The sequence below is a fragment of the Streptomyces sp. NPDC029164 genome (assembly GCF_055563995.1).
On sequence record NZ_JBVHWW010000019.1, the window covers coordinates 40,144 to 59,097 of the forward strand.

Sequence of the window (18,954 nt, forward strand, 5' to 3'; positions counted from 1 at the left end):
AAAGCGACCTCAGCCGGAGGTACCGGACATCCCTTAGGGGGTGTCTCGCCGGCCCGGCTTGCCGGTGTCCTTGTCGCCGTCCTTGCCCAGCAGCCTGGCCGCCTGGGCCTTGAGGCCCCACTGGGTGACCCGCCACAGGGCCTCGACCACGATGTCCTTGCTCATCTTGCTGTCGCCGAACTCGCGCTCGACGAACGTGATGGGCACCTCCACCACGCGGAAGCCCTTCCGTACCGCCCTGCGGGCCAGGTCCACCTGGAAGCAGTAGCCCGCGGAGGCCACCTCGTCCAGGCCCAGGCCCTCCAGGGTCTCGCGGCGGAAGGCGCGGTAGCCGCCGGTCACGTCCCGGATCGGGACGTTCAGCATCAGCCGCGAATACGTCGAACCGCCGCGCGAGAGGATCTCCCGGCTCTTGGGCCAGTTGACGACGCGGCCGCCCGGCACCCAGCGGGAGCCGAGGACCAGGTCGGCGCCGGCCAGTGCGGTGAGCAGGCGGGGCAGTTCCTCCGGCTGGTGCGAACCGTCGGCGTCCATCTCGACGATCACTCCGTAGCCGGCGTCCAGGGCCCAAAGGAAGCCCGCCAGGTAGGCGGCGCCGAGCCCCTCCTTGCCCTTGCGGTGCAGCACGTGCACGTGGTCGTCGCCGACCGCGAGCTCGTCGGCGAGCTTGCCGGTGCCGTCGGGGCTGTTGTCGTCGGCGACCAGGATGTGGGCCTCGGGCACCGCCGCGCGGACGCGGCCGACGATCAGCCCGATGTTCTCCGCCTCGTTGTAGGTCGGAATGATCACCAAGGCCGTACCGAGCGGCCCGTAGGTCCGCTGTCCGCCGTCGCTCACTGAGTCCCCTTTTGTGCTCTTGCACGTCCTGTACGTCTGGTCGCAGAGGATGACTTTAGAACAGTGATCGGGGCCCGCGGTCCTTCGGGCCGGTCAGACGCCCGCTGGCTGCGGGCCGCCGTGACCGTTGTCTACTGGACCGCAGGGCCCCGACCCGGGGCCACCTCCCCCAGCTACCACTGGGGGTGCCCCCACCGGCGAAACCTTCCCTCGCCCCCGAGGCGCGGGCGCGCTGAGCAGACGGATCCGTCCGGCACGGACGTCCTGTGGTGGACCCGGCCGAACTTATCCGGGTCCGACCGCCGGTACCGAACCGAGGCACAGCGGATCACCCCTGTGGGCGTACGAATACCTCCCGCCCGCCGACGACGGTGGCGAGGCACACCGGCAGTTCTGATCCGGGGGTCAGATCGGGCAGTCCGGGGGTGCCCGAGCGGGGGTCCGTGGACCAGCGGGCGACCCTGTCGTCGGGGGCCTGGACCACCAGTTCGCCGGTCTGCCAGACCGCGTAGTCGGCCGGGGCGCCGGGTACGAGGATCCCCGCGTCGTCACGGCCCAGTGCCCGCCAGCCGCCCCGGGTGTGGGCGGTGAAGGCGGCCCGTACGGAGATGCGGTGCCCGGGGGTCCGGTGGAAGGCGGCCGCGCGGACGGTGCCCCAGGGGTCGAGCGGGGTGACCGGCGCGTCCGAGCCGAAGGCCAGCGGGACACCGGCCTTGAGCATGGCCGCGTACGGGTTGAGGGTGCGGGCGCGCCCGGCGCCGAGCCGGTCGGCGTACATGCCGTCCTCACCGCCCCAGGCCGCGTCGAAGGCGGGCTGCACGGAGGCGGTGAGCCCCAGCTCCGCGAAGGCCGCGATGGCGGCGGGCGTCATCATCTCGGCGTGCTCGACCCGGTGCCGGGCCGCGCGGACCCGGGCCAGGCCGACCTTCTCGGCGGCCGCCCGGACGCCCTCGACGACGGCGGTGATCGCGGCGTCGCCGATGGCGTGGAATCCGGCCTGGAGGCCCTCCTCGGTGCAGGCCGTCACGTGCTCGGCGACCGCCACCGCGTCCAGGTACTCCGTACCGGTGTGCGAGGCGTCGGCGTACGGGGCGTGCAGGCAGGCGGTGTGCGAGCCGAGGGCCCCGTCGACGAAGAGGTCGCCCGCGGCCCCGACGGCCCCGAGCGTCCTGGCCAGCTCCAGGTCCCGGTCGGCCCAGTACCCGAAGACGCGCGGCCCGGGCCGCTCGGCGGCCAGGGCGAGCAGGCCGGTGAAGTCCTCGGCGGAGGAGATGTCGGGCCCGCCGCACTCGTGCAGGGAGCCGATGCCGAGGGAGGCCGCCTGGTCGAGGGCGGCCCGCTGGGCCTCGGCGCGCTGGGCCGGGGTGACGGCGGCCAGGGCCGCCCGCCGGACGGCGTGGTGGTCGTCGGCGGTCAGCGGCTGGTCGCCGATGGGCCGCACGCCCGGGACGAGGTCGAGCAGGGCCGTGGTGACCACGGCCGAGTGCACGTCGATGCGGCTCAGGTAGAGCGGGCGGCCGCCGGCGGCCTCGTCGAGCTCGGTGCGGCGCGGCGCCCGGCGCTCGGGCCAGCGGGCGGCGTCCCAGCCGTGCCCGAGGAGCACCCGGTCGGCCGGGCGGCTCGCGGCGTACGCGCGTACGAGGTCCAGCGCGGCGGTCAGGGAGCGCGCTCCGGAGAGGTCCAGCCCGGTGAGGGCCAGACCCGCGGAGGTGGTGTGGACGTGGGCGTCGGTGAAGGCGGGCGTGACGAGCGCGCCACCGAGGTCGACGACCTCGTCCACGCCCTGCGCGAAGGCGTCGGCCGCCCCCTCGGAACCGACCCAGGCGATGTGGCCGCGTTCGACGACCATCGCGGTGGCGAAGGGGTCGGCGGGGCTGTGGACCTCGCCCCCGCGAAGGAGGACGGTCCTGGTCGGTGCTCCGGCGGCGTCGGCGGAGTGGGCGGTGCGGTCAGTCATGCCGACCAGTGTCCCGCGTCGCCCACGCCCGGCCGACCACCGGGTCCCCGCTCAGACGCGGGGCGGCCGGGCTTCGTAGGGGGTGGAGAGGACGACCGTCGTACGCGTCGAGACGTGGGCGAGGGCGCGCAGGCGGCCCAGGAGGTCCTCGAGCTCCAGGGGGGAGGCGACGCGCACCTTGAGGATGTAGTTCTCGTCGCCGGCGACGCTGTGGCAGGCCTCAATCTCGGGGACACCGGCCAGCCGGTCCGCGATGTCGTCCGGGGCACTCGGGTCGAAGGGCTTGACGGAGATGAACGCCGTCAGCGGCAGGCCGACGGCCTCCGGATCGACGACCGCCGCGTACCCGCGGATCACCCCTCGCTGTTCCAGACGGCGTACTCGCTGATGGACTGCCGACGTGGACAGTCCCGTGGCCTTGCCCAGATCCGTGTAGCTCATCCGCCCGTCCCGTACGAGCAGATCCACGATCTGGCGGTCCAGCTCCTCCATTGCGCTCATAGCCGCTCAACTTAAGGCCCAAGGGCACTCCAGGCCCAGTGGTGTCCGCCCACTGGAGGCATCTGCGCCAGGCATGTGACCAAGGCCACAGGGGTATGCAAGTGCAGGCCGGTCTGTTGTGGTTACTCGTGACGCTCGACGGGAAGTGCTTGCTGTGGCCGAGGCCGCAGAACCTGCCCGCCCGGCCCACCCAAGGGGGAGTACATCCATGCTGAACACCAAGCGCGCCGGTCGCACCGAACCGGAGCCTCTCGAACCGCTCGATTCCGGGGACGGCACCTACTCGGTGGACACCGAATACGCCGAATACCTCGATGAACTCGACGGATTCGAGATACACCACGCGATCTGCCCCGACTGCGGCCAGTCGATCGCCCTCGTCGCGGACGAGGAGTACCTGCCGCAGCACGCGCTCTGCCTGACCCCGTGGAACCCCTTCGGACTCACGGTGTGCGCGGGCACCGGGCGGCCGGCCACGGACGCGCTGCCCACCGTCGGCATGATCCAGCCGGTCCAGGCCCCCGAGTCCGTCGTCCTGTCGACGACCCTGCCCCAGGGCCTGGACTGGCGGACGCAGCCCTTCTCGCACGTGGGCGGGCCGGGCTCGCGTCCGGTCCGCGTGGTGAGCCCGGTGCTCCCCCGGCCGCAGGCGCAGACGCGGCAGCACCACGCCCAGGCGGCCTGACGACCGCCCGGGCGTCCCGGCGTTCCGCTCCCCGCTCGGACCCCTACCAGTACGTTCCCTGCACCATGGCGGCCAGGCTGGCGTGGTGCAGGATCAGGCTGTCCGGGTCCGCCGGGATCTCGACCTCCCCGAAGTGCGCCTGCCGGTAGGCGATGCGCAGCATCACGATGGCGTGCCGCAGGGCGGCGTAGAGGGTGTGGAACTCCATGTCCCGCGGGATGTGCCCGGTGAGTTCGGCGTACCGGCGCTCCAGGTCCTCCCGGCGCAGGAAGTCCGGCAGGCCGGGCTGCCCGAAGCTGACCGTCAGGTCCTGGAAGAAGCGGTGGAGGTAGACGCTCCAGCCCAGGTCCACCTCGCGGGGGGCGTAGGCGGCCATCTCCCAGTCCAGGACGGCGACCGGCGTGAAGCCGTCGTAGATGACGTTGCCGATGCGGGCGTCGCCCCAGTTGAGGACCGCGGGGCCCTCGTCCGCCGGCCACAGCTCCTCCAGGCGGGCGAAGGCCCGCTCGATGAGCGGTGACGGGGCGAGTCCGCCCACCACCCAGGCGTAATAAGCCCGTTGGGCCTCCACGTGCCGGCGCAGCGGTGTGCCCACACCGTCCGGCAGGAGGAACTCGGCCTCCTCGGCCGGGAACTGGTCGTGCAGGCGGCCCAGCAGCGAGATGCTCGCCTCCTGCAGGACGGCGCGCTCGCCATCGGTCGCGGCGTGCAGCCAGTTGCCCTCGTAGGTGTACGGCATCACATCGGGCGGGACCCGCCCCTCGGCGCGGGCCATCACGAAGAACGGCGCCCCCAGCGGCTCCGGGTCCTCCTCCAGCCACTGCACCCGCGGGACGGGCAGGTCCGTGTGCTCGGCGACCAGACGCATCACACGGTGCTGGCGCGGCATGTCGTACGTCGGGAAGACCGTGTAGGCGGCCGGGTCGGCGGCGAGCCGCAGCGCGCAGGCGCGGATCGGGGTGTCGGGGTGCTCTATGTCGAAGAGCAGGGTCTCGCTGGACATCCCGTTGGATCCGGGGACGGAGACGCCGGTGACCTTCGCGCCGGGGAGCCTGCCGTCGAGCCAGGCGGCAAGGCGCCGGCCGAGCTCTTCGGGCTCCCGGGTGGAGGTACGCGGACGTGGTGCGATGGCCATGAGTGAGCCCCTTCCTGCTACTGGGCGACGGAGGAGTAGTCGGTGAACCCGCTCGGGTCGTGGCGCCCGAAGCTGCCGTGCTCGAAGATGCCGTGCCCGGTCTGCCCGTCGAGGGTGAAACGGGCCGAGTGGTCGGTCACCCCGAAGGCGGCCATGGGGTGGGCGGCGGGGTCGGACAGGTCGTAGACGCGGCGGTCGGTCCAGCCGCGGCCCTGCCAGGTGCCGTGCTGCCAGTCGCCGGCGGGCGGGTAGCCGGCGCCGACGGCCAGCGGCGAGGAGTTCATGATCTCCACACCGAGTTCGATGGGCTTGCGGGACGGATCGCCGAGATGCACCACGGCGTTCTCGGGGTGCCGGCTGCCCGGCCGATAACGGATCTCGGTGTGCGGCCAGCCGAGCTGGACGTCGTGGCGGCCGCTGCCCTCGGGGAAGACCTGCACGGCTTCGTTGAGGGTGCGGTACCCGTCGGCGTCCTCCTGGGCGATGACCATGACGAACCGGTCCTCGAAGCGGACCGGGATCCAGAGCCAGTGGAAGCCTTCGGGCCGGTACTCCTCGGCCGCCCTGCCCCCGTCCTCACCGGGTATCGGCCGCACCCCCCAACTCCGGTCGCGGGTACCGGTCCACTCCCCCGGCGTGAGGACGAACTCCTCCCCCTTCGCCCGGATGACCCCGCTGACACCGCCGGCCTGGACGAAGCGGCGCCCCTCCAGCATGAGGCGGTCGCCGCGCCGCTGGACGTGGTGGGGCTCCCAGACGGCGGGGAACTCGGCGGTCCAGGTGACGTCGTACGAGAGCCCGTCCGGATCCTCCGGGTCCGCCGCGCAGCGGAGCGTGAGCCGCTTGAGCGGAACGTCGACGGTGATGGACAGGGGCCCCACGGACAGGTTCATCCGCTCGTCGGTGAGGGCGTCGGAGGCCCGGACGGCGAGGAGCTCGTCGCCGAGGCGGAGGGTGGCGTAGGCGTCGATGACCCCGGCGTTGGGGTACACGCCGAGGCCGAGGATGAGGACGGCGCGGCCCGCGTGGTCGAAGACGTGGAAGATGCAGCGGTCGTAGGCGTTGCGGTCGCCGCTGACGAGGTGCTTCATCGACAAGGGGGCCTGGTGGATGGGGTACTCGTCGAGCGCGACGGGCCGGTCGACGGACATGGCGGACCTCCTGGACGGCGGGCTTCGGGGGCGGCTCAGGGAATATGACGGTACGTCAGAAACCCTGCCGGGGACCACCCTTCTGGCACGTCCTGACACACCGGCACACCACGCCGTGATCTTTGACCGGACCGTAAACAGCCTGCGGCGCCGCCCCCGGACCCCCGCGCCCCAAAGGCCGGCAGGGCCGGACTATCGGGGCAGCACGGAGCGATCTCCGGCGGCCCATGTCCGACCCAGGACGGCCGGCAGACGCCGAGACGTGCGAAGCGCGTAGCGATCGCATGCGGCCTATGTCCAGCCCAGGACGGCCGGCAGACGCCGAGACGTGCGAAGCGCGTAGCGATCGGCTGCGCACCGGAACCCCGCCGGGAAACCACCGACAGGGCCGCCCCTGCTCCGATCGCCCGGCCCGTCCTCTTGGGGGTTTCTCGGCTGTCTTCGGTTCTCCGTGGCGGGTCGGTCGGTCAAGGGTGGCCGAAGGCCATCGCGCAGCGACGCGACGAAGGAGCGCCCTTGAGGGGCCGGCCCGCCACGGAAGGACGATGAGACCGACGGGAAACCCCCGCGCCCTCCCCGCTCCGCCCAGCGGTACCCGCCCCGGGGACGGCTCGAACGGATACCCGCACCCCGGGGGCGATTACCCGGCCCTTCGCTCCCGCGTTGGCGGTGCATGACCATGCTTCAGGCTTCAACCGGCCGAAGGCGTCGGCCGACGCCGCCAGGTTTCGAAGAATCGGTTCAGCATCAACGCGATCAGCGCGACCCTCGCGACCCTCGCGACCCTCGCGAGCCACAACAGCAGACGCCGGACCCGCCGATCTACCGCGATCTGCTGGCCCGGTGGGCCGACGCCGGCCGCACGCTGCCCGGACGGCGCGACCCGGAGTGGTCCCGGCTCACGTCCTCCCCGGTCTGGCCCACGACCAGCAGCGGGCTGTACTAGCCCGCCGCACCCCGGCCCCGACCCCGACCCCGCCCCGGCCGCGCCCCTCGGCCCCACGCTCCGCCCTCAGGTCAGCGGGTCTCCGGCCCCGCCAGGTGGCGGGCGATGACCATGCGCTGGATCTGGTTGGTGCCCTCCACGATCTGGAGCACCTTCGCCTCACGCATCAGGCGCTCGACGGGGAAGTCCGCGGTGTAGCCGTAGCCGCCGAGGACCTGCACGGCGTCCGTGGTGACGGCCATCGCCGCGTCCGTGCAGAACAGCTTGGCCATCGCCGCCTGGCGCGAGAACGGCTTGCCCGCATCCCGCAGCCGCGCCGCCGCGAGGTACAGCGCCCGGCCCGCCTCGATCTTGGTGGCCATGTCGGCCAGCATGAAGCGCAGCCCCTGGAAGTCGGCGATCGGGTGCCCGAACTGCTTGCGGTCCAGCGCGTACGTCAGCGCCTCGTCCAGCGCCGCCTGGGCCACGCCGATGGCGCATGCGGCGATTCCCAGACGCCCCGCGTCCAGCGCGGCCAGGGCGATGGTGAAGCCCTGCCCCTCCTCGCCGATGCGGCGCGCGTCCGGCACCCGTACGCCGTCGAAGTGCAGCTGGGCGGTGGGCGAGCCCTTCATGCCCATCTTCTTCTCGGGCACGGCCGCCGTGAGGCCTTCCGCGTCCCCGGGGACCAGGAAGGCGGTGATGCCCTTGGGGCCCTCGGCGCCCGTCCGCGCCAGGACCGTGTAGAAGTCGGCGACTCCACCGTGGGTGATCCAGGCCTTGGTACCGGTGATGACCCACTCGTCGCCGTCCCGCACCGCCTTCGTGGTGAGCGAGGCCGCGTCGGAGCCGGCGGCCGGCTCGGAAAGGCAGTAGGCGCCCAGCAGGCCGCCGCCGAGCATCGCGGGCAGGTGCGCGCCCTGCTGCTCCTTGGTGCCGTAGCCGGCAAGGCCGTGACAGGCCAGGGAGTGCACGCTGACGCCGAGACCGACGGTCAGGCGGGCCGCGGCCAGCTCCTCCAGGACCTGGAGGTACACCTCGTACGGCTGCTCGCCGCCGCCGTACTCTCCGGGATACGGGAGGCCGAGCAGGCCCGCCTCGGACAGCAGGGTGAAGACCTCACGGGGGAACCTCCCCGAGTCCTCTTCCTCGGCGGCCCGGGGACGGATCTCCCGCTGGGCGATCTCGCGTACGAGTGCGAGGAGGTCGCGGGACTCCTCGGTGGGCAGCTGACGGTCCACCGGCTGCGGGGCGCGGTCTGTCATGGCGGCGCTCTCCTCCCTGGTCGGGCACGGCGACGACGCGTGAGGTGTGGGACGCGACGCCGGGTCTCGGTGCTCTCACAGCCGATGGTGCCCTCCCGGATCACGGAATGGGCTGTTCAGCGGCTGCGGCGGCTTGAGTATGCCCGATCAGGAGCTTCCCGTCACCGGGGCAAGATCATCACGCTGACCGAACGGTCCTTCGGCAGTGGGAGGTGCCGGACACTCCGGGACGAACTCCTCGATCACCGTGAGTGTCGCGCGCAGCTGGCGCACCAGCAGGGCCCCGAGCTCAGCACGATCGGGCCGCCCCAGCGCGGACCCACCGGCCCCACCGGCCCCACCGGCCCCACCAGATCCCCCGGCCCCGTCAGCACCACCAGCCCCTCCCGCCCCACCGAGCCCGCCGATCCATTCCAGAGTGATCCCTTCCACGGCGGAGAGCCACCCGACGAGGGCGAGCCGGGCGACCGGCGGGAGTGAGCGGCGCCCGTACGCGCCTTCGGCGATGGTGGCGACCAGCTCCTCGCGGACGGCGTCGCGGATGGCGAGCACCTCCGCGTCGGAGCCGACGCCGCCGGTGACGATGGTGCGGTAGGCCGCGCGATGGTGCTCGGCGTAGTGCAGGTACCCGTCGACGGTGCGGCGGACGCGCTCCGCGTTCGGGAGGTCCGTATCGCCGCCGGCGCGGGCGACGAGCTCGGCGACCGACTCCTCGACGATGGCGAGGTAGTAGCCGCGCTTGCTCTTGAAGTAGTAGTAGATCAAGCCCTTGGCGATGCCGGCGTGCTGGGCGATGTCGTCCATGGAGAGTGCGTCGTAGGAGGTGTCGGCGAACAACTTGCGTCCGGTTGCCATGAGTTCGGCCCGGCGAACCTGTGAACGCTCGGTCGTACGGCGCTGTTGACCATGATTCAAATTCAGCCCTAGCCTCGAACCGCCACAACGTGCCCGCAGTATGGCAGCACTTCCCCTGCGCACCGGACGACGTACGGGAGGAACCGTGTCCACCGGCAAGAGCACCCCCGGGCCCGGCGACGACCTCGACCGCGACGCCACCGTCGGCACGGCGCAGAACGGCAGGGCCGCCTCGACCCTGGACCAGGTGGACGGGGTCGCCGGGGAACGGGGGAAGTTCGGCCTCCGGGCCGGGGACATCGAGGTGGCGGGCGTGAAGTCGCACGCGATCGGGATGGCTCTCGGCATCGCGGGGAGCCCTGGCCTTCGACTGGACCCCACCGCACGCGGATGCCGCGGGCGAGGAGAGTCCGTACCGGAGGAGCCCCGACGGCGCCGGCGCCGACGACCGCGGCGGCGGCACGGGCCCGCGCGCACTGGCCGCCGTACTGCCGGTGGTGCTCCTGACGGCGCTGGTGACGGGGGCCGGCGCCCCGGGGGCGGAGGCCGCCCCCGCCGCAGGCCGCCGGTGCCGATGGCCCCGCGGACTCCCTCGACGGCCACCACCTCGCTCTTCGCGCCGCGGGGCTTCGCCCTCGCAGGTACGGCCGAGGTGCCACGGTGGACGGCCGCTCAAGGTGCTGGTGCTGACGATGCGGGCGGCCTCGCCGCGCGACTACCGGCTGCGCGGCCGGGATGGCGGGGGCGAGTACGGGTTCGCCGCCGACTCCCTCGACCTGCGCGGTGACGTCACTTGTACCTGATGCGGTTCAGCGGCCGCATCAACGGGCTGCTGTGCGTCACCTTCAGCCCCGAGGGGCTGCCCGCCGATGTGATCGTCACCGACGGACTGCGGCTGGAGGCCTCGTTACAGCCAGCCGACCTGGGTGACGAACATGGCGACGACGACCACGAGGGTCCAGCCGAGGACGTGCTCCAGCCAGGAGGAGTCGTCCTTGGGGCCTCCCGTGCGGACGAGGTCCAGGGCGGGGGCGGTCGGGGTGGCGCTGTCGGCAGTCATGATGTCCAATGTGCCAGCGTTCGCGGCCTTCGCGGTAGATGACGATGGTCACGTGGTGGCGCGCGTCACACCGCCGGGCCCCCACCACGCCCGGGGTTCGGGAGCGGCGGAGGCCCGGCGGCCTGATCGGGGTGTCGTCAGATGCGGGTGTCGTCAGATGCGGGTGTCGTCAGATGCGGGTGTCGCGGTTGCGGCCCGCCATGCTCGCCATCGCGAGGCCGAGGCAGAGGGCGACGGCTCCGGTGATCACGTTGTTCACCACCGTGCGCGTCGTATCCATCTCTCCGGCGATGACCCACGGGGCGATGATCGTCCACGCGCCGAGCGCGACGGCCGTCCAGGCCATCGCGTGGGTGCGTTCGTAAGCGGATCCGAGACCACCCATGCACAGGCAGAACGCCAGGCCGGTGATCAGGTTGTTGATGGCCAGCGGGGTCAGGACGCTGAACCCGGCTATCCACGGCGAAGCCGCCAGGTACAGGCCCGTGATCAAGGCCAGTGCCTCAACGGCCTGCGCGGCAGGGGTGCTGGTCACCCGCTCGAACCGAGTGCGCATCTCGGCAAGGTCCGGGTGGTGCTCGATGCTGCTGGGATGAGTGGTCATGGCGGGCTGCCTCCTACGAGAAGCCTTATATGCCTTTTATGCCCATATTCCGCCCGTTAAGCCATCCGGACCAGCCGAGCTCGCCCAGAGCTTGCTCAGTACGTGCGCAGACCTTGCTCAGGCCTTGCCCAGACCCTGCCGAGAGCTTGCTCTGACCCTTCTCTGACCCTTCTCTGACCTTGCTCTGACCTTGCTCAGAACACACCGACCGCCGTGAGCGCCGCCGTCTGGGCCGCCCCCGGGGCCGCCGGCACGTAGAGGTAGCAGATGCCTCCGCTGCCCGAGGCGACCTTGCCGGTGGTGCTGTGGCGCTTGGTCCGGAGCCAGATCGTCTCCCATTCGGCGCGCTCGTAGACGCGGCGGACGGAGGGGTTGTCGGGCGAGTTGGGGTCGTTGGCGATCACGTCCCCGGCGGCCGTGAAGCCGATGACGGTCATCAGGTGGCCCGCGGTGCCGTAGCCCGCGCCGGTGAGTTCCTCCGGGCGGAAGGACTGCGAGGTGATGGCCGGGATGCCGGCCGCGACCAGGGTCTCCAGTTCGGTCAGGGAGGTGAGCCGGGTGACGACGCCGCCGAGCCCGCGATAGGTGGCCGCGTACGCGGCGTTGAGGGGCCAGTTGCCGCAGCCCTTGAAGGCGGCGTCGTAGGTGGAGCGGGCCGCGTGGCAGACCTGCGGGTCGGAGTACCTCGGGTTCACCCAGGTCAGGGCGGTGGCGCTGGCCTTGCCGCCCCAGTACTCGATGATCATCTGCGAGGAGGCGGGGCTGCACCAGGCCTCGCCCCCGTTGTCGTACTCGGGGTATCGCCCGGCGTGGATCTCCTGCGAGTAGCGCGGGACCTTCAGCTCGTGGGCACGGCCGGAGGGGGTGGAGGCGGGGACGGTGAACCGGTCCGGGACGTCGGAGGCCATGGCGCCCGCCAGCCACACGGTGGGGCCGCGGTCCGCGCCCGGCTTGCGGTGCAGGGTCAGGCGCAGCTGCCAGTCCCCGATCCGCAGCCCGGCGGCCGCGGCCGGGGCGTCGACGGCGAGGGTGTCGGTCCAGACCGTGGACTTCCCGTCGGTCTGGCCGTCCACGGAGGTGCGGCGGATGTCGCGGTCGCCGGAGGCCCACCGCCCCATCACGTACCAGGGGGTGACGGTGCCGTCGGTGTAGGTGCCGCGCAGCTCGATCTGGATCCAGGTGCCGGCCGGGGTACGGGCGTTCCAGGAGGCGATCGCCTCGGTGGCGGGCACGGTGGAGCGGTGCACCGGGGAGGTCCAGGTGGCGTACTCCCAGACGCTCTTCTTCCCGGTGTGCGGGTCGGCGTACTCGGTGCGGCCGGCGGCGGTCTTGATCTCCAGTCCGGGGCGGGCACCGCCGACGGCGGTGGTGCCCCGGTGGGTGCCGGCCAGCCAGTGGGCGAGGGAGTACCAGAAGCGGTTGTCGACGGTGCGGCCCGATGCCCGCGGGGACGGCGGGGAGGCAGCCGAGGCGCTGCCGCCGGGGACGCCGGCGGCGGTGGCCGCGGTGGCCGCGGTGGCGACCGCGAGCGCGGCGACGAGTACGGCCCTGCGTGGCGTGGATGCTGTCATCGCGGGTTCCCCCAGGGGGTGGGTCGGCGCTTCGGTGGCTTCACCCTTCCAGTTCCCGGCGGCCGGAGGCCGAAGCCAGGGGTCGTGTCGGGCTTGTCTACGCTGGTCGGGTGGAGCCACAGCAGTCACTTGAGTCACTCGCACGGGAGCTTGCCGCGTTGCCGCCCTCCCTCGGCCCGGTGCGCCTGATCGGGATCGACGGGCACGCCGGATCCGGCAAGAGCACCTTCGCGGGGCGGCTCGCCGAAGCGCTGGGGCACCCGCCGCTGGGACACCCTCCGCTGGGACACCCGCTGCCGGGTCATCCGCCGCTGGGGCTCCCCCCGCAGAGTGCGCCCGTGCTGCACCTGGACGACGTGGCCAGTCACGAGGAGCTGTTCGGCTGGGAGGAGCGGCTGCGGGCGCAGGTGCTGGAGCCGCTCGCCGCGGGACGGCCCGCGCACTGGGCCCCGTACGACTGGGTGGAGCGCCGCTTCGGGCCGGAGCGGGTGCTGGAGCCGGCGCCGGTGCTGCTGATCGAGGGGGTCGGGGCCGGGCGGCGGGCGCTGCGGCCGCATCTGGCGCGGCTGCTGTGGATGGAGACGCCGCGTGCGCAGTCCTGGATGCGGGGGCGAAAACGGGACGGGCGTGAACTTTCCGACTTCTGGGACGGATGGGAGCGCGCGGAGCGCGCGCACTTCTCCAGTGATCCTTCGCGCCCCTTCGCCGACACCCTGGTGCGCCAGAGCGGTACGGGATACGAGTGGTCTTCCGGGACCGGAGCGACGGTGGGAACCACCGCTTCCGTGACCGAGGGTGACGAACTCCCCCGGGCCTGAGCCGGCCTGGAAATCCTCTCCGCCGGGCCTCCACCGACCTGCTTGACCTGGGGCCCGCACCGGCCTTACGTTCTGAATGCGCGCCTTTAACGGCTGCCGCGGACACGAAGCCCCCGATTGTTCCCCCGTGATCGGGGGCTTCGTTCTGCCCACACATCCCTCCGCACATCCCTCCGCGCGGCTTCCCACCCGGCGAATCCGCCCCGGTTCTTCACCCTGAGTCACCGGATGCTCTTGGGGCGCACGCGCGAACCCGGCCTGTCGCGCCCTACGTAAGGTGCGAAACCGCAGGTACGATGCAGCCCTGATTTCATCGGCGCAATGGGCAACTCGCGCGCTCGAAGCGGGGGTTGCCGCGCACCACGGGGGCAGGCTTGTGGGGGAAGTGATGGATTTCGGCACGCCGGGCAGCATGCACGCCCCGGCCGAACTCGCCTGGCTGCGCGGAGTCGACGCCTGCACCATGGGCGCGTATCCGCAGGCCGAGGAGGAGTTCCGGGCGGCCGTACGACTCGATCCCTCGATGGCCGACGCCTGGCTGGGGCTGCACGCGCTGCGGGTCGACACCGGCAACGCGTTACTCCGGATGTACGCGCACCGGGACCGCTTCGGCGAACAGCGGGCCCGGCACCGGAGGACGCTGAACTCCTGGTACTGGCTGGGCTGGTGGGTGCAGCCGGTGCTGGAGAGCCGGCGGGACCTGCTGCTCGCCCATGCCTCGCACTGGCTGGACGGCCGCCACGTGCCCGAGCTGGACCAGGCCCTCGCGGCGCTGCCGCCGGTGGACACCGACGCGCAGGTGCGGTTCCTGCACGCCTGCCGGGCCTATCTGGTCAAGGACTGGGAGCAGCTGGTCCGGCACACCGAGCCGCTGGTGAACGATCCGCTGCTGGGGATCGAGGCGGGCCTGTTCGGCGGGATGGCCCGGGTCCGGCTGGAGATGTACGGGCAGGCGGAGCCGATGCTGTCGGCGGCGCTGATGCGATGTCGCAGTGAGCAGCCGCAGCGCAAGGAGCTGCGGTACTGGCTGGCGCGTGCGCACGAGGGCACCGGGCGCAGTGCGGCGGCGCTGCCGCTGTACCGGGCGGTGCACCGGGTGGATCCCTCGTTCATGGACACCGCGGCCCGGCTGACGGCCATCGAGGACGGCGACGACACGGACGGCATGGCCGATCTGGCGGGCCTGGCGGGGTACGCCGGGTACGGGGGCTACGCCGGGCACGGCCCCTCCCCCGCCGGCGGGGACTTCGCGGCGGTCGCCCTGGGCGGCGGGCCCGTCCAGGACATCGCGGCCGACAACCAGGCCGAGCCCGACCCGCTGGCCCCGCCGACGCCCCCGGCGGGCCGGGCGGAGGGCGCGCGGCGCAAGGTGCCCGTCCCGCCGCAGGGCGCGCCCGAGGGGCTGCCGGCCGGTCCGTCCGACCCGGTGGCGCTCGCCGAGGCGCTCGCGGAGCTGGAGCGGATGGTGGGCCTGGAACCGGTCAAACGGCAGGTGAAGGCGCTCTCGGCGCAGCTGCACATGGCGCGGCTGAGGGCGGGCCAGGGGCTGCCGGTGCAGCCGCCGAAACGCCACTTCGTCTTCTCGGGGCCGTCGGGGACGGGGAAGACGACGGTGGCGCGGATCCTGGGGCGGGTCTTCTACGCGCTGGGGCTGCTGGGCGGCGACCATCTGGTGGAGGCCCAGCGGGCGGATCTGGTGGGCGAGTTCCTGGGGCAGACCGCGGTGAAGGCGAACGAGCTGATCGATTCGGCGATCGGCGGGGTGCTGTTCGTGGACGAGGCGTACTCGCTGTCCAACTCGGGCTACAGCAAGGGCGACGCGTACGGCGACGAGGCCCTGCAGGTGCTGCTCAAGCGGGCCGAGGACAACCGGGACCACCTGGTGGTGATCCTGGCGGGCTACCCGGCCGGGATGGACCGGCTGCTGGCGGCCAATCCGGGGCTGTCCTCGCGGTTCACCACCCGGGTGGACTTCCCCAGCTACCGGCCGCTGGAGCTGACCGCCATCGGCGGGGTCCTGGCGGACGCGAACGGGGACCACTGGGACGAGGAGGCCCTGGAGGAACTGCGGAGCATCAGCGGGCACGTGGTGGAGCAGGGCTGGATCGACGAGCTCGGCAACGGGCGGTTCCTGCGGACGCTGTACGAGAAGAGCTGCGCGTACCGGGATCTGCGGCTGGCGGGCTTCGCGGGGGATCCGTCGCGGGACGACCTCGCCACGCTCCGGCTGCCGGACCTGATGCAGGCGTACGGGGAGGTCCTGTCCGGGCGCGGCCCGCAGGAACGGCCGGAGCCGCCGCCGCTGTAGCCGCTGCGCGGCAAGATCGGGGGCTCCGCCCCCGGACCCCCGCGCCTCAAACGCCGGCGAGGCCGGATCTTTTCAGCCCGTCCGGCGTGTGAGGACCGGGGTCCGGTGGCGGAGCCCCGCAGCTGCGGCTACGCGCCCCGCACGTACGCGCGGTGGGACGGGTCGCGGACCTCGCCGACCAGCATTTCCAGGACGTCCTCCAGGGCGACCAGGCCCAGGACGCGGCCGCCCGGGTCGGCGACCTGCGCCAGGTGGGTGGCGTCGCGGCGCATGACGCCGAGGGCGTCGTCCAGCGGGACGGTGGCGCACAGCGTGGTCATCCGGCGCCAGACCCGCTGGGGCACGGCCCGTTCCCGGTCCTCCAGGTCCAGTACGTCCTTGACGTGCAGGTAGCCCATGAAGGCGCCGCTGGCGGCGCGGACGGGGAAGCGGGAGTAGCCGGTGCGCACGGTCAGCTGCTCGATCTGGCGCGGGGTCACGTCGGGGCCGACCGTGACCAGGCGGTCCCGGTCGAGGAGGACGTCGGTGACGGGCCGGCTGCCCAGTTCGAGGGCGTCCTCCAGCCGCTCCTGCTCGACCGGCTCCAGGAGCCCGGCCTGCCGGGAGTCCTTGAGGAGGCGGCCGAGCTGGGCGGAGGTGTAGACGGCCTCGACCTCGTCCTTGGGTTCGACCTTGAAGAGCTTCAGGACGAGCTTGGCGCAGGCGCCGAGCGCGGTCGTGACCGGCCCGCACAGGCGGGCGAAGGCGACCAGGCCGGGGCTGAACCACAGGGCGGTCTTCTCGGGGGCGGCCATGGCGAGGTTCTTGGGGAGCATCTCGCCGATGACCAGGTGCAGGAAGACCACGGCGGCCAGCGCGAGGGCGTAGCCGAGGGGGTGGATCAGGCCCTGCGGTACGTGAACGGCGTGGAAGACGGGCTCCAGCAGCCGGGCCACGGTGGGCTCGGCGACCGCGCCGAGGGTGAGGGAGCAGATGGTGATGCCGAACTGCGCGGCGGCCATCATGCGGGGCAGGTTCTCCAGGCCGTGGAGCACCTGGCGGGCCCGCTTGGACTCGGCGGCGAGGGGCTCGATCTGGCTGCGCCGTACGGAGACGAGTGCGAACTCGGCGCCGACGAAGAAGCCGTTGGCGAGGACCAGCAGCAGGGCGAAGAGGAGCTGGAGCGCGTTCATCGGGAGGCGCCTTCCAGCTCGGCCCGCTGCGGGACGGCTTCGCCGTGGCGGCCGGAGCCGAGCAGGGCGGCTCCGTCGGCGGCGGAGGCGGGCCGGTACGGGCCGGCCGCGGGCACCGCCGTCAGGCGGACCAGGCGCACGCGCTCGGCGCGGTTGCGGCCGACCTGGCGGACGGACAGCTTCCAGCCGGGGAGGTCGGCGCGGTCCCCGGGGGCGGGGATCCGGCCGAGCAGGTCGGCGACGAGGCCCGCGACGGTCTCGTACGGGCCTTCGGGCACCTCCAGGCCTATCCGGCGCAGGGTCTGCACCCGGCAGCTGCCGTCGGCCTCCCAGGAGGGGCGGCCGTCCTCGGCCGGTACGGCGGCCAGTTCGGGGCTCTCGTCCTCGGCGAGGTCGTGCTCGTCGCGGACCTCGCCGACGAGTTCCTCGACGATGTCCTCCAGGGTGACCACGCCGGCGGTGCCGCCATACTCGTCGACGACCACGGCCATCGGCTGTTCGCTGCGCAACCGTTCCAGCAGCGGCTGCACCGGCAGGGAGCCGGGCACCAGCAGCGGGGCGACGCAGATCCGGCTCACGGTGGTGCGGTCGCGCTCGGACTCGGGCACGGCGAGGGCGTCCTTGAGGTGGACCACGCCGGTGACCTCGTCGATGCGGTCGCGGTAGACCGGGAAGCGGGACAGGCCCGTGGCGCGGGTCAGGTTGAGCACGTCGGCCGCGGTGGCCGTGTGCATCAGGGCGCTGACCTTCACCCGGGGGGTCATGACGTGCTGGGCCGTGAGCTCGCCCAGCGAGAGGGTCCGTACGAAGAGGTCGGCGGTGTCCTGTTCGAGGGCGCCGGCCTGGGCCGAATGGCGGACCAGGGAGACCAGTTCGCCGGGGGTCCGGGCGGAGGCCATCTCCTCGGTCGGCTCCACGCCGAGCGCCCGGACGAGCCGGTTGGCGACGGCGTTGAGGCCGGCGATGACCGGCCGGAAGGCGCGGGAGAAGGCGTTCTGGGGGCCGGCGACGAAGCGGGCCACCTGGAGCGGCCGGGAGACCGCCCAGTTCTTCGGGACGAGCTCGCCGACGACCATCTGGACGGCGGAGGCGAGCAGCATGCCGATGACGACGGCGACGCCGGGGACGGCGCCCCGTGGCAGACCGGTCGCGCCGATCGGCCCGGCCAGCAGTGCGGCGAGGGCGGGTTCGGCGAGCATGCCGACCACGAGGGAGGTGATGGTGATGCCGAGCTGGGTGCCCGAGAGCTGGAAGGAGAGCTCTCTCAGGGCCTTGACCACCGTGCGGGCACGGCGGTCACCGTCGGCTGCGGCGCGCTCGGCCTCGGGTCTCTCCACGGTGACGAGGCCGAATTCGGCTGCCACGAAGAAACCGTTGGCGAGGATCAGGGCGAATGCCGCCGCGAGCAGGAGTAGCGGAATGGTCATGCCGCCGCCTCCGGAGGGAGGGCGGCGCGGGTACTACCGGACGATCCGTCCATTGCTGGAGGGAGTCACTCCTCGAGTCGCAGGTGCCCACGGGCCTCGGGGTCCCGGGGCCGGTGGGAGGGCGCACAGTTGCGCCCCGCCACCAGGGTAGTCATTGAGATCCCGGCCGCAACGGTACGCAGCGACGAGGATCGGTGGTCTCAGTGGTCGTTCGCACCGGTTCCGCGGCTCTCGGCGAGCGCGCGCAGGGCGCGGGCGTCGCCGATCGCCTGCTGCTTGGCGACGCCCGGCTGGATGCCGAGGACGGGCAGGCTGGTGCCGTCGTTGAGGTCCAGGAACACCCACGGGTCGCCGGGGCGGAGATTGACGCGCAGGATCTGCGCCCACTCCAGCCGGCGGGTGGTGGTGATGTTGACGACGGTGACGCCGGCCTCGTCCGCGACCACCTTGGGGCGGCTGAGCAGGACGAGGACGGAGCTCAGCAGGACGGCGGTGAACAGGAAGCTGATCCGCTCCCCCGTGCTGAGGTTCTCCAGGAGGAAGGAGATCGATCCGATGGTCACGAACATGGCGGTCCCGACGCCCAGCAGGACGGCCCGGGTCCGGTTCGGCCGGAAGGTGACCGGCAGGGCGGGGGTTCGGTGCTGGGCGGCGGACTCGGCCATGGTGGTTCGGATGCCTTC

General features: G+C 72.6%; 17 protein-coding genes. 4 read left to right on the forward strand and 13 right to left on the reverse strand.

What is annotated here, in order from left to right; all coding sequences use genetic code 11:
* Positions 1-33 precede the first annotated feature (33 nt).
* The 3 genes from ACZ4VT_RS19500 to ACZ4VT_RS19510 form a co-directional block, all read right to left on the reverse strand.
* On the reverse strand, positions 34-837 hold the full coding sequence (locus ACZ4VT_RS19500; RefSeq protein ID WP_467951196.1) for a polyprenol monophosphomannose synthase: 804 nt from the start codon (positions 835-837) through the stop codon (positions 34-36).
* Positions 838-1,165: 328 nt separating this feature from the next.
* Entirely contained in the window at positions 1,166-2,794 is a 1,629-nt protein-coding gene (locus tag ACZ4VT_RS19505) for an amidohydrolase (RefSeq protein ID WP_467951198.1), read from the reverse strand.
* Between the two features lie 51 nt (positions 2,795-2,845).
* The gene (locus ACZ4VT_RS19510; protein WP_164721043.1) at positions 2,846-3,286 is read right to left on the reverse strand and encodes an Lrp/AsnC family transcriptional regulator; all 441 of its coding nucleotides are present in this window, start codon (positions 3,284-3,286) and stop codon (positions 2,846-2,848) included.
* 217 nt (positions 3,287-3,503) lie between these two features.
* On the opposite strand from ACZ4VT_RS19510, the gene ACZ4VT_RS19515 reads away from it, so the two are divergent.
* Positions 3,504-3,980, forward strand: coding sequence for a hypothetical protein (locus tag ACZ4VT_RS19515; protein ID WP_467951200.1), 477 nt, complete (start codon positions 3,504-3,506; stop codon positions 3,978-3,980).
* 43 nt (positions 3,981-4,023) lie between these two features.
* Here ACZ4VT_RS19515 and ACZ4VT_RS19520 read toward each other — a convergent pair whose 3' ends face one another.
* The 4 genes from ACZ4VT_RS19520 to ACZ4VT_RS19535 form a co-directional block, all read right to left on the reverse strand.
* Positions 4,024-5,115, reverse strand: a complete 1,092-nt coding sequence (locus ACZ4VT_RS19520) for a phosphotransferase family protein (RefSeq protein ID WP_467951202.1) — start codon at positions 5,113-5,115, stop codon at positions 4,024-4,026.
* 17 nt (positions 5,116-5,132) lie between these two features.
* A complete protein-coding gene (locus ACZ4VT_RS19525) occupies positions 5,133-6,266 on the reverse strand; it encodes an Rv3169 family protein (protein ID WP_467951204.1) in 1,134 nt (377 codons plus the stop codon).
* A gap of 1,017 nt (positions 6,267-7,283) precedes the next feature.
* On the reverse strand, positions 7,284-8,456 hold the full coding sequence (locus ACZ4VT_RS19530) for an acyl-CoA dehydrogenase (protein WP_362857682.1): 1,173 nt from the start codon (positions 8,454-8,456) through the stop codon (positions 7,284-7,286).
* Between the two features lie 147 nt (positions 8,457-8,603).
* A complete protein-coding gene (locus tag ACZ4VT_RS19535; RefSeq protein WP_467951206.1) occupies positions 8,604-9,311 on the reverse strand; it encodes a TetR/AcrR family transcriptional regulator in 708 nt (235 codons plus the stop codon).
* A 677-nt stretch (positions 9,312-9,988) separates the two neighbouring features.
* On the opposite strand from ACZ4VT_RS19535, the gene ACZ4VT_RS19540 reads away from it, so the two are divergent.
* Positions 9,989-10,114, forward strand: a complete 126-nt coding sequence (locus ACZ4VT_RS19540; protein WP_467951208.1) for a hypothetical protein — start codon at positions 9,989-9,991, stop codon at positions 10,112-10,114.
* A gap of 104 nt (positions 10,115-10,218) precedes the next feature.
* Here the strand turns inward: ACZ4VT_RS19540 and ACZ4VT_RS19545 are convergent, their stop codons facing one another.
* From ACZ4VT_RS19545 to ACZ4VT_RS19555, 3 genes are all read right to left on the reverse strand, one after another.
* Positions 10,219-10,371 (reverse strand): SCO1431 family membrane protein, encoded by a 153-nt coding sequence (locus tag ACZ4VT_RS19545; RefSeq protein ID WP_107050446.1) that lies wholly within the window; start codon positions 10,369-10,371, stop codon positions 10,219-10,221.
* A 169-nt stretch (positions 10,372-10,540) separates the two neighbouring features.
* Positions 10,541-10,975: an SPW repeat protein gene (locus ACZ4VT_RS19550; protein WP_467951211.1), complete on the reverse strand. Its 435-nt coding sequence runs from the start codon at positions 10,973-10,975 to the stop codon at positions 10,541-10,543.
* A 194-nt stretch (positions 10,976-11,169) separates the two neighbouring features.
* Positions 11,170-12,546, reverse strand: coding sequence for a peptidase C39 family protein (locus tag ACZ4VT_RS19555; RefSeq protein WP_467951213.1), 1,377 nt, complete (start codon positions 12,544-12,546; stop codon positions 11,170-11,172).
* 110 nt (positions 12,547-12,656) lie between these two features.
* Here ACZ4VT_RS19555 and ACZ4VT_RS19560 point away from each other — a divergent pair, with 110 nt between their 5' ends.
* Complete coding sequence (locus ACZ4VT_RS19560; protein ID WP_467951215.1) at positions 12,657-13,364, forward strand: uridine kinase family protein; 708 nt, start codon at positions 12,657-12,659, stop codon at positions 13,362-13,364.
* Between the two features lie 388 nt (positions 13,365-13,752).
* Complete coding sequence (locus ACZ4VT_RS19565; RefSeq protein WP_467951216.1) at positions 13,753-15,672, forward strand: AAA family ATPase; 1,920 nt, start codon at positions 13,753-13,755, stop codon at positions 15,670-15,672.
* 128 nt (positions 15,673-15,800) lie between these two features.
* On the opposite strand, the gene ACZ4VT_RS19570 is transcribed toward ACZ4VT_RS19565, so the two are convergent.
* The 3 genes from ACZ4VT_RS19570 to ACZ4VT_RS19580 form a co-directional block, all read right to left on the reverse strand.
* A complete protein-coding gene (locus ACZ4VT_RS19570) occupies positions 15,801-16,844 on the reverse strand; it encodes a hemolysin family protein (protein WP_467951217.1) in 1,044 nt (347 codons plus the stop codon).
* The gene (locus ACZ4VT_RS19575; RefSeq protein ID WP_467951219.1) at positions 16,841-18,271 is read right to left on the reverse strand and encodes a hemolysin family protein; all 1,431 of its coding nucleotides are present in this window, start codon (positions 18,269-18,271) and stop codon (positions 16,841-16,843) included. Before ACZ4VT_RS19575 ends, ACZ4VT_RS19570 begins: the two co-directional genes overlap by 4 nt.
* Positions 18,272-18,471: 200 nt before the next feature.
* Entirely contained in the window at positions 18,472-18,936 is a 465-nt protein-coding gene (locus ACZ4VT_RS19580; RefSeq protein WP_362815041.1) for a PH domain-containing protein, read from the reverse strand.
* Positions 18,937-18,954 lie beyond the last annotated feature (18 nt).

Excerpts from the sequence above, each read along its gene's own strand:
- ACZ4VT_RS19505 (WP_467951198.1), bottom strand. The coding sequence starts at position 2,794 with ATGACTGACCGCACCGCCCACTCCGCCGACGCCGCCGGAGCACCGACC.
- ACZ4VT_RS19510 (WP_164721043.1), bottom strand. The coding sequence starts at position 3,286 with ATGGAGGAGCTGGACCGCCAGATCGTGGATCTGCTCGTACGGGACGGG.
- ACZ4VT_RS19515 (WP_467951200.1), top strand. The coding sequence starts at position 3,504 with ATGCTGAACACCAAGCGCGCCGGTCGCACCGAACCGGAGCCTCTCGAA.
- ACZ4VT_RS19520 (WP_467951202.1), bottom strand. The coding sequence starts at position 5,115 with ATGGCCATCGCACCACGTCCGCGTACCTCCACCCGGGAGCCCGAAGAG.
- ACZ4VT_RS19525 (WP_467951204.1), bottom strand. The coding sequence starts at position 6,266 with ATGTCCGTCGACCGGCCCGTCGCGCTCGACGAGTACCCCATCCACCAG.
- ACZ4VT_RS19530 (WP_362857682.1), bottom strand. The coding sequence starts at position 8,456 with ATGACAGACCGCGCCCCGCAGCCGGTGGACCGTCAGCTGCCCACCGAG.
- ACZ4VT_RS19535 (WP_467951206.1), bottom strand. The coding sequence starts at position 9,311 with ATGGCAACCGGACGCAAGTTGTTCGCCGACACCTCCTACGACGCACTC.
- ACZ4VT_RS19545 (WP_107050446.1), bottom strand. The coding sequence starts at position 10,371 with ATGACTGCCGACAGCGCCACCCCGACCGCCCCCGCCCTGGACCTCGTC.
- ACZ4VT_RS19550 (WP_467951211.1), bottom strand. The coding sequence starts at position 10,975 with ATGACCACTCATCCCAGCAGCATCGAGCACCACCCGGACCTTGCCGAG.
- ACZ4VT_RS19555 (WP_467951213.1), bottom strand. The coding sequence starts at position 12,546 with ATGACAGCATCCACGCCACGCAGGGCCGTACTCGTCGCCGCGCTCGCG.
- ACZ4VT_RS19565 (WP_467951216.1), top strand. The coding sequence starts at position 13,753 with ATGGATTTCGGCACGCCGGGCAGCATGCACGCCCCGGCCGAACTCGCC.
- ACZ4VT_RS19570 (WP_467951217.1), bottom strand. The coding sequence starts at position 16,844 with ATGAACGCGCTCCAGCTCCTCTTCGCCCTGCTGCTGGTCCTCGCCAAC.
- ACZ4VT_RS19575 (WP_467951219.1), bottom strand. The coding sequence starts at position 18,271 with ATGACCATTCCGCTACTCCTGCTCGCGGCGGCATTCGCCCTGATCCTC.
- ACZ4VT_RS19580 (WP_362815041.1), bottom strand. The coding sequence starts at position 18,936 with ATGGCCGAGTCCGCCGCCCAGCACCGAACCCCCGCCCTGCCGGTCACC.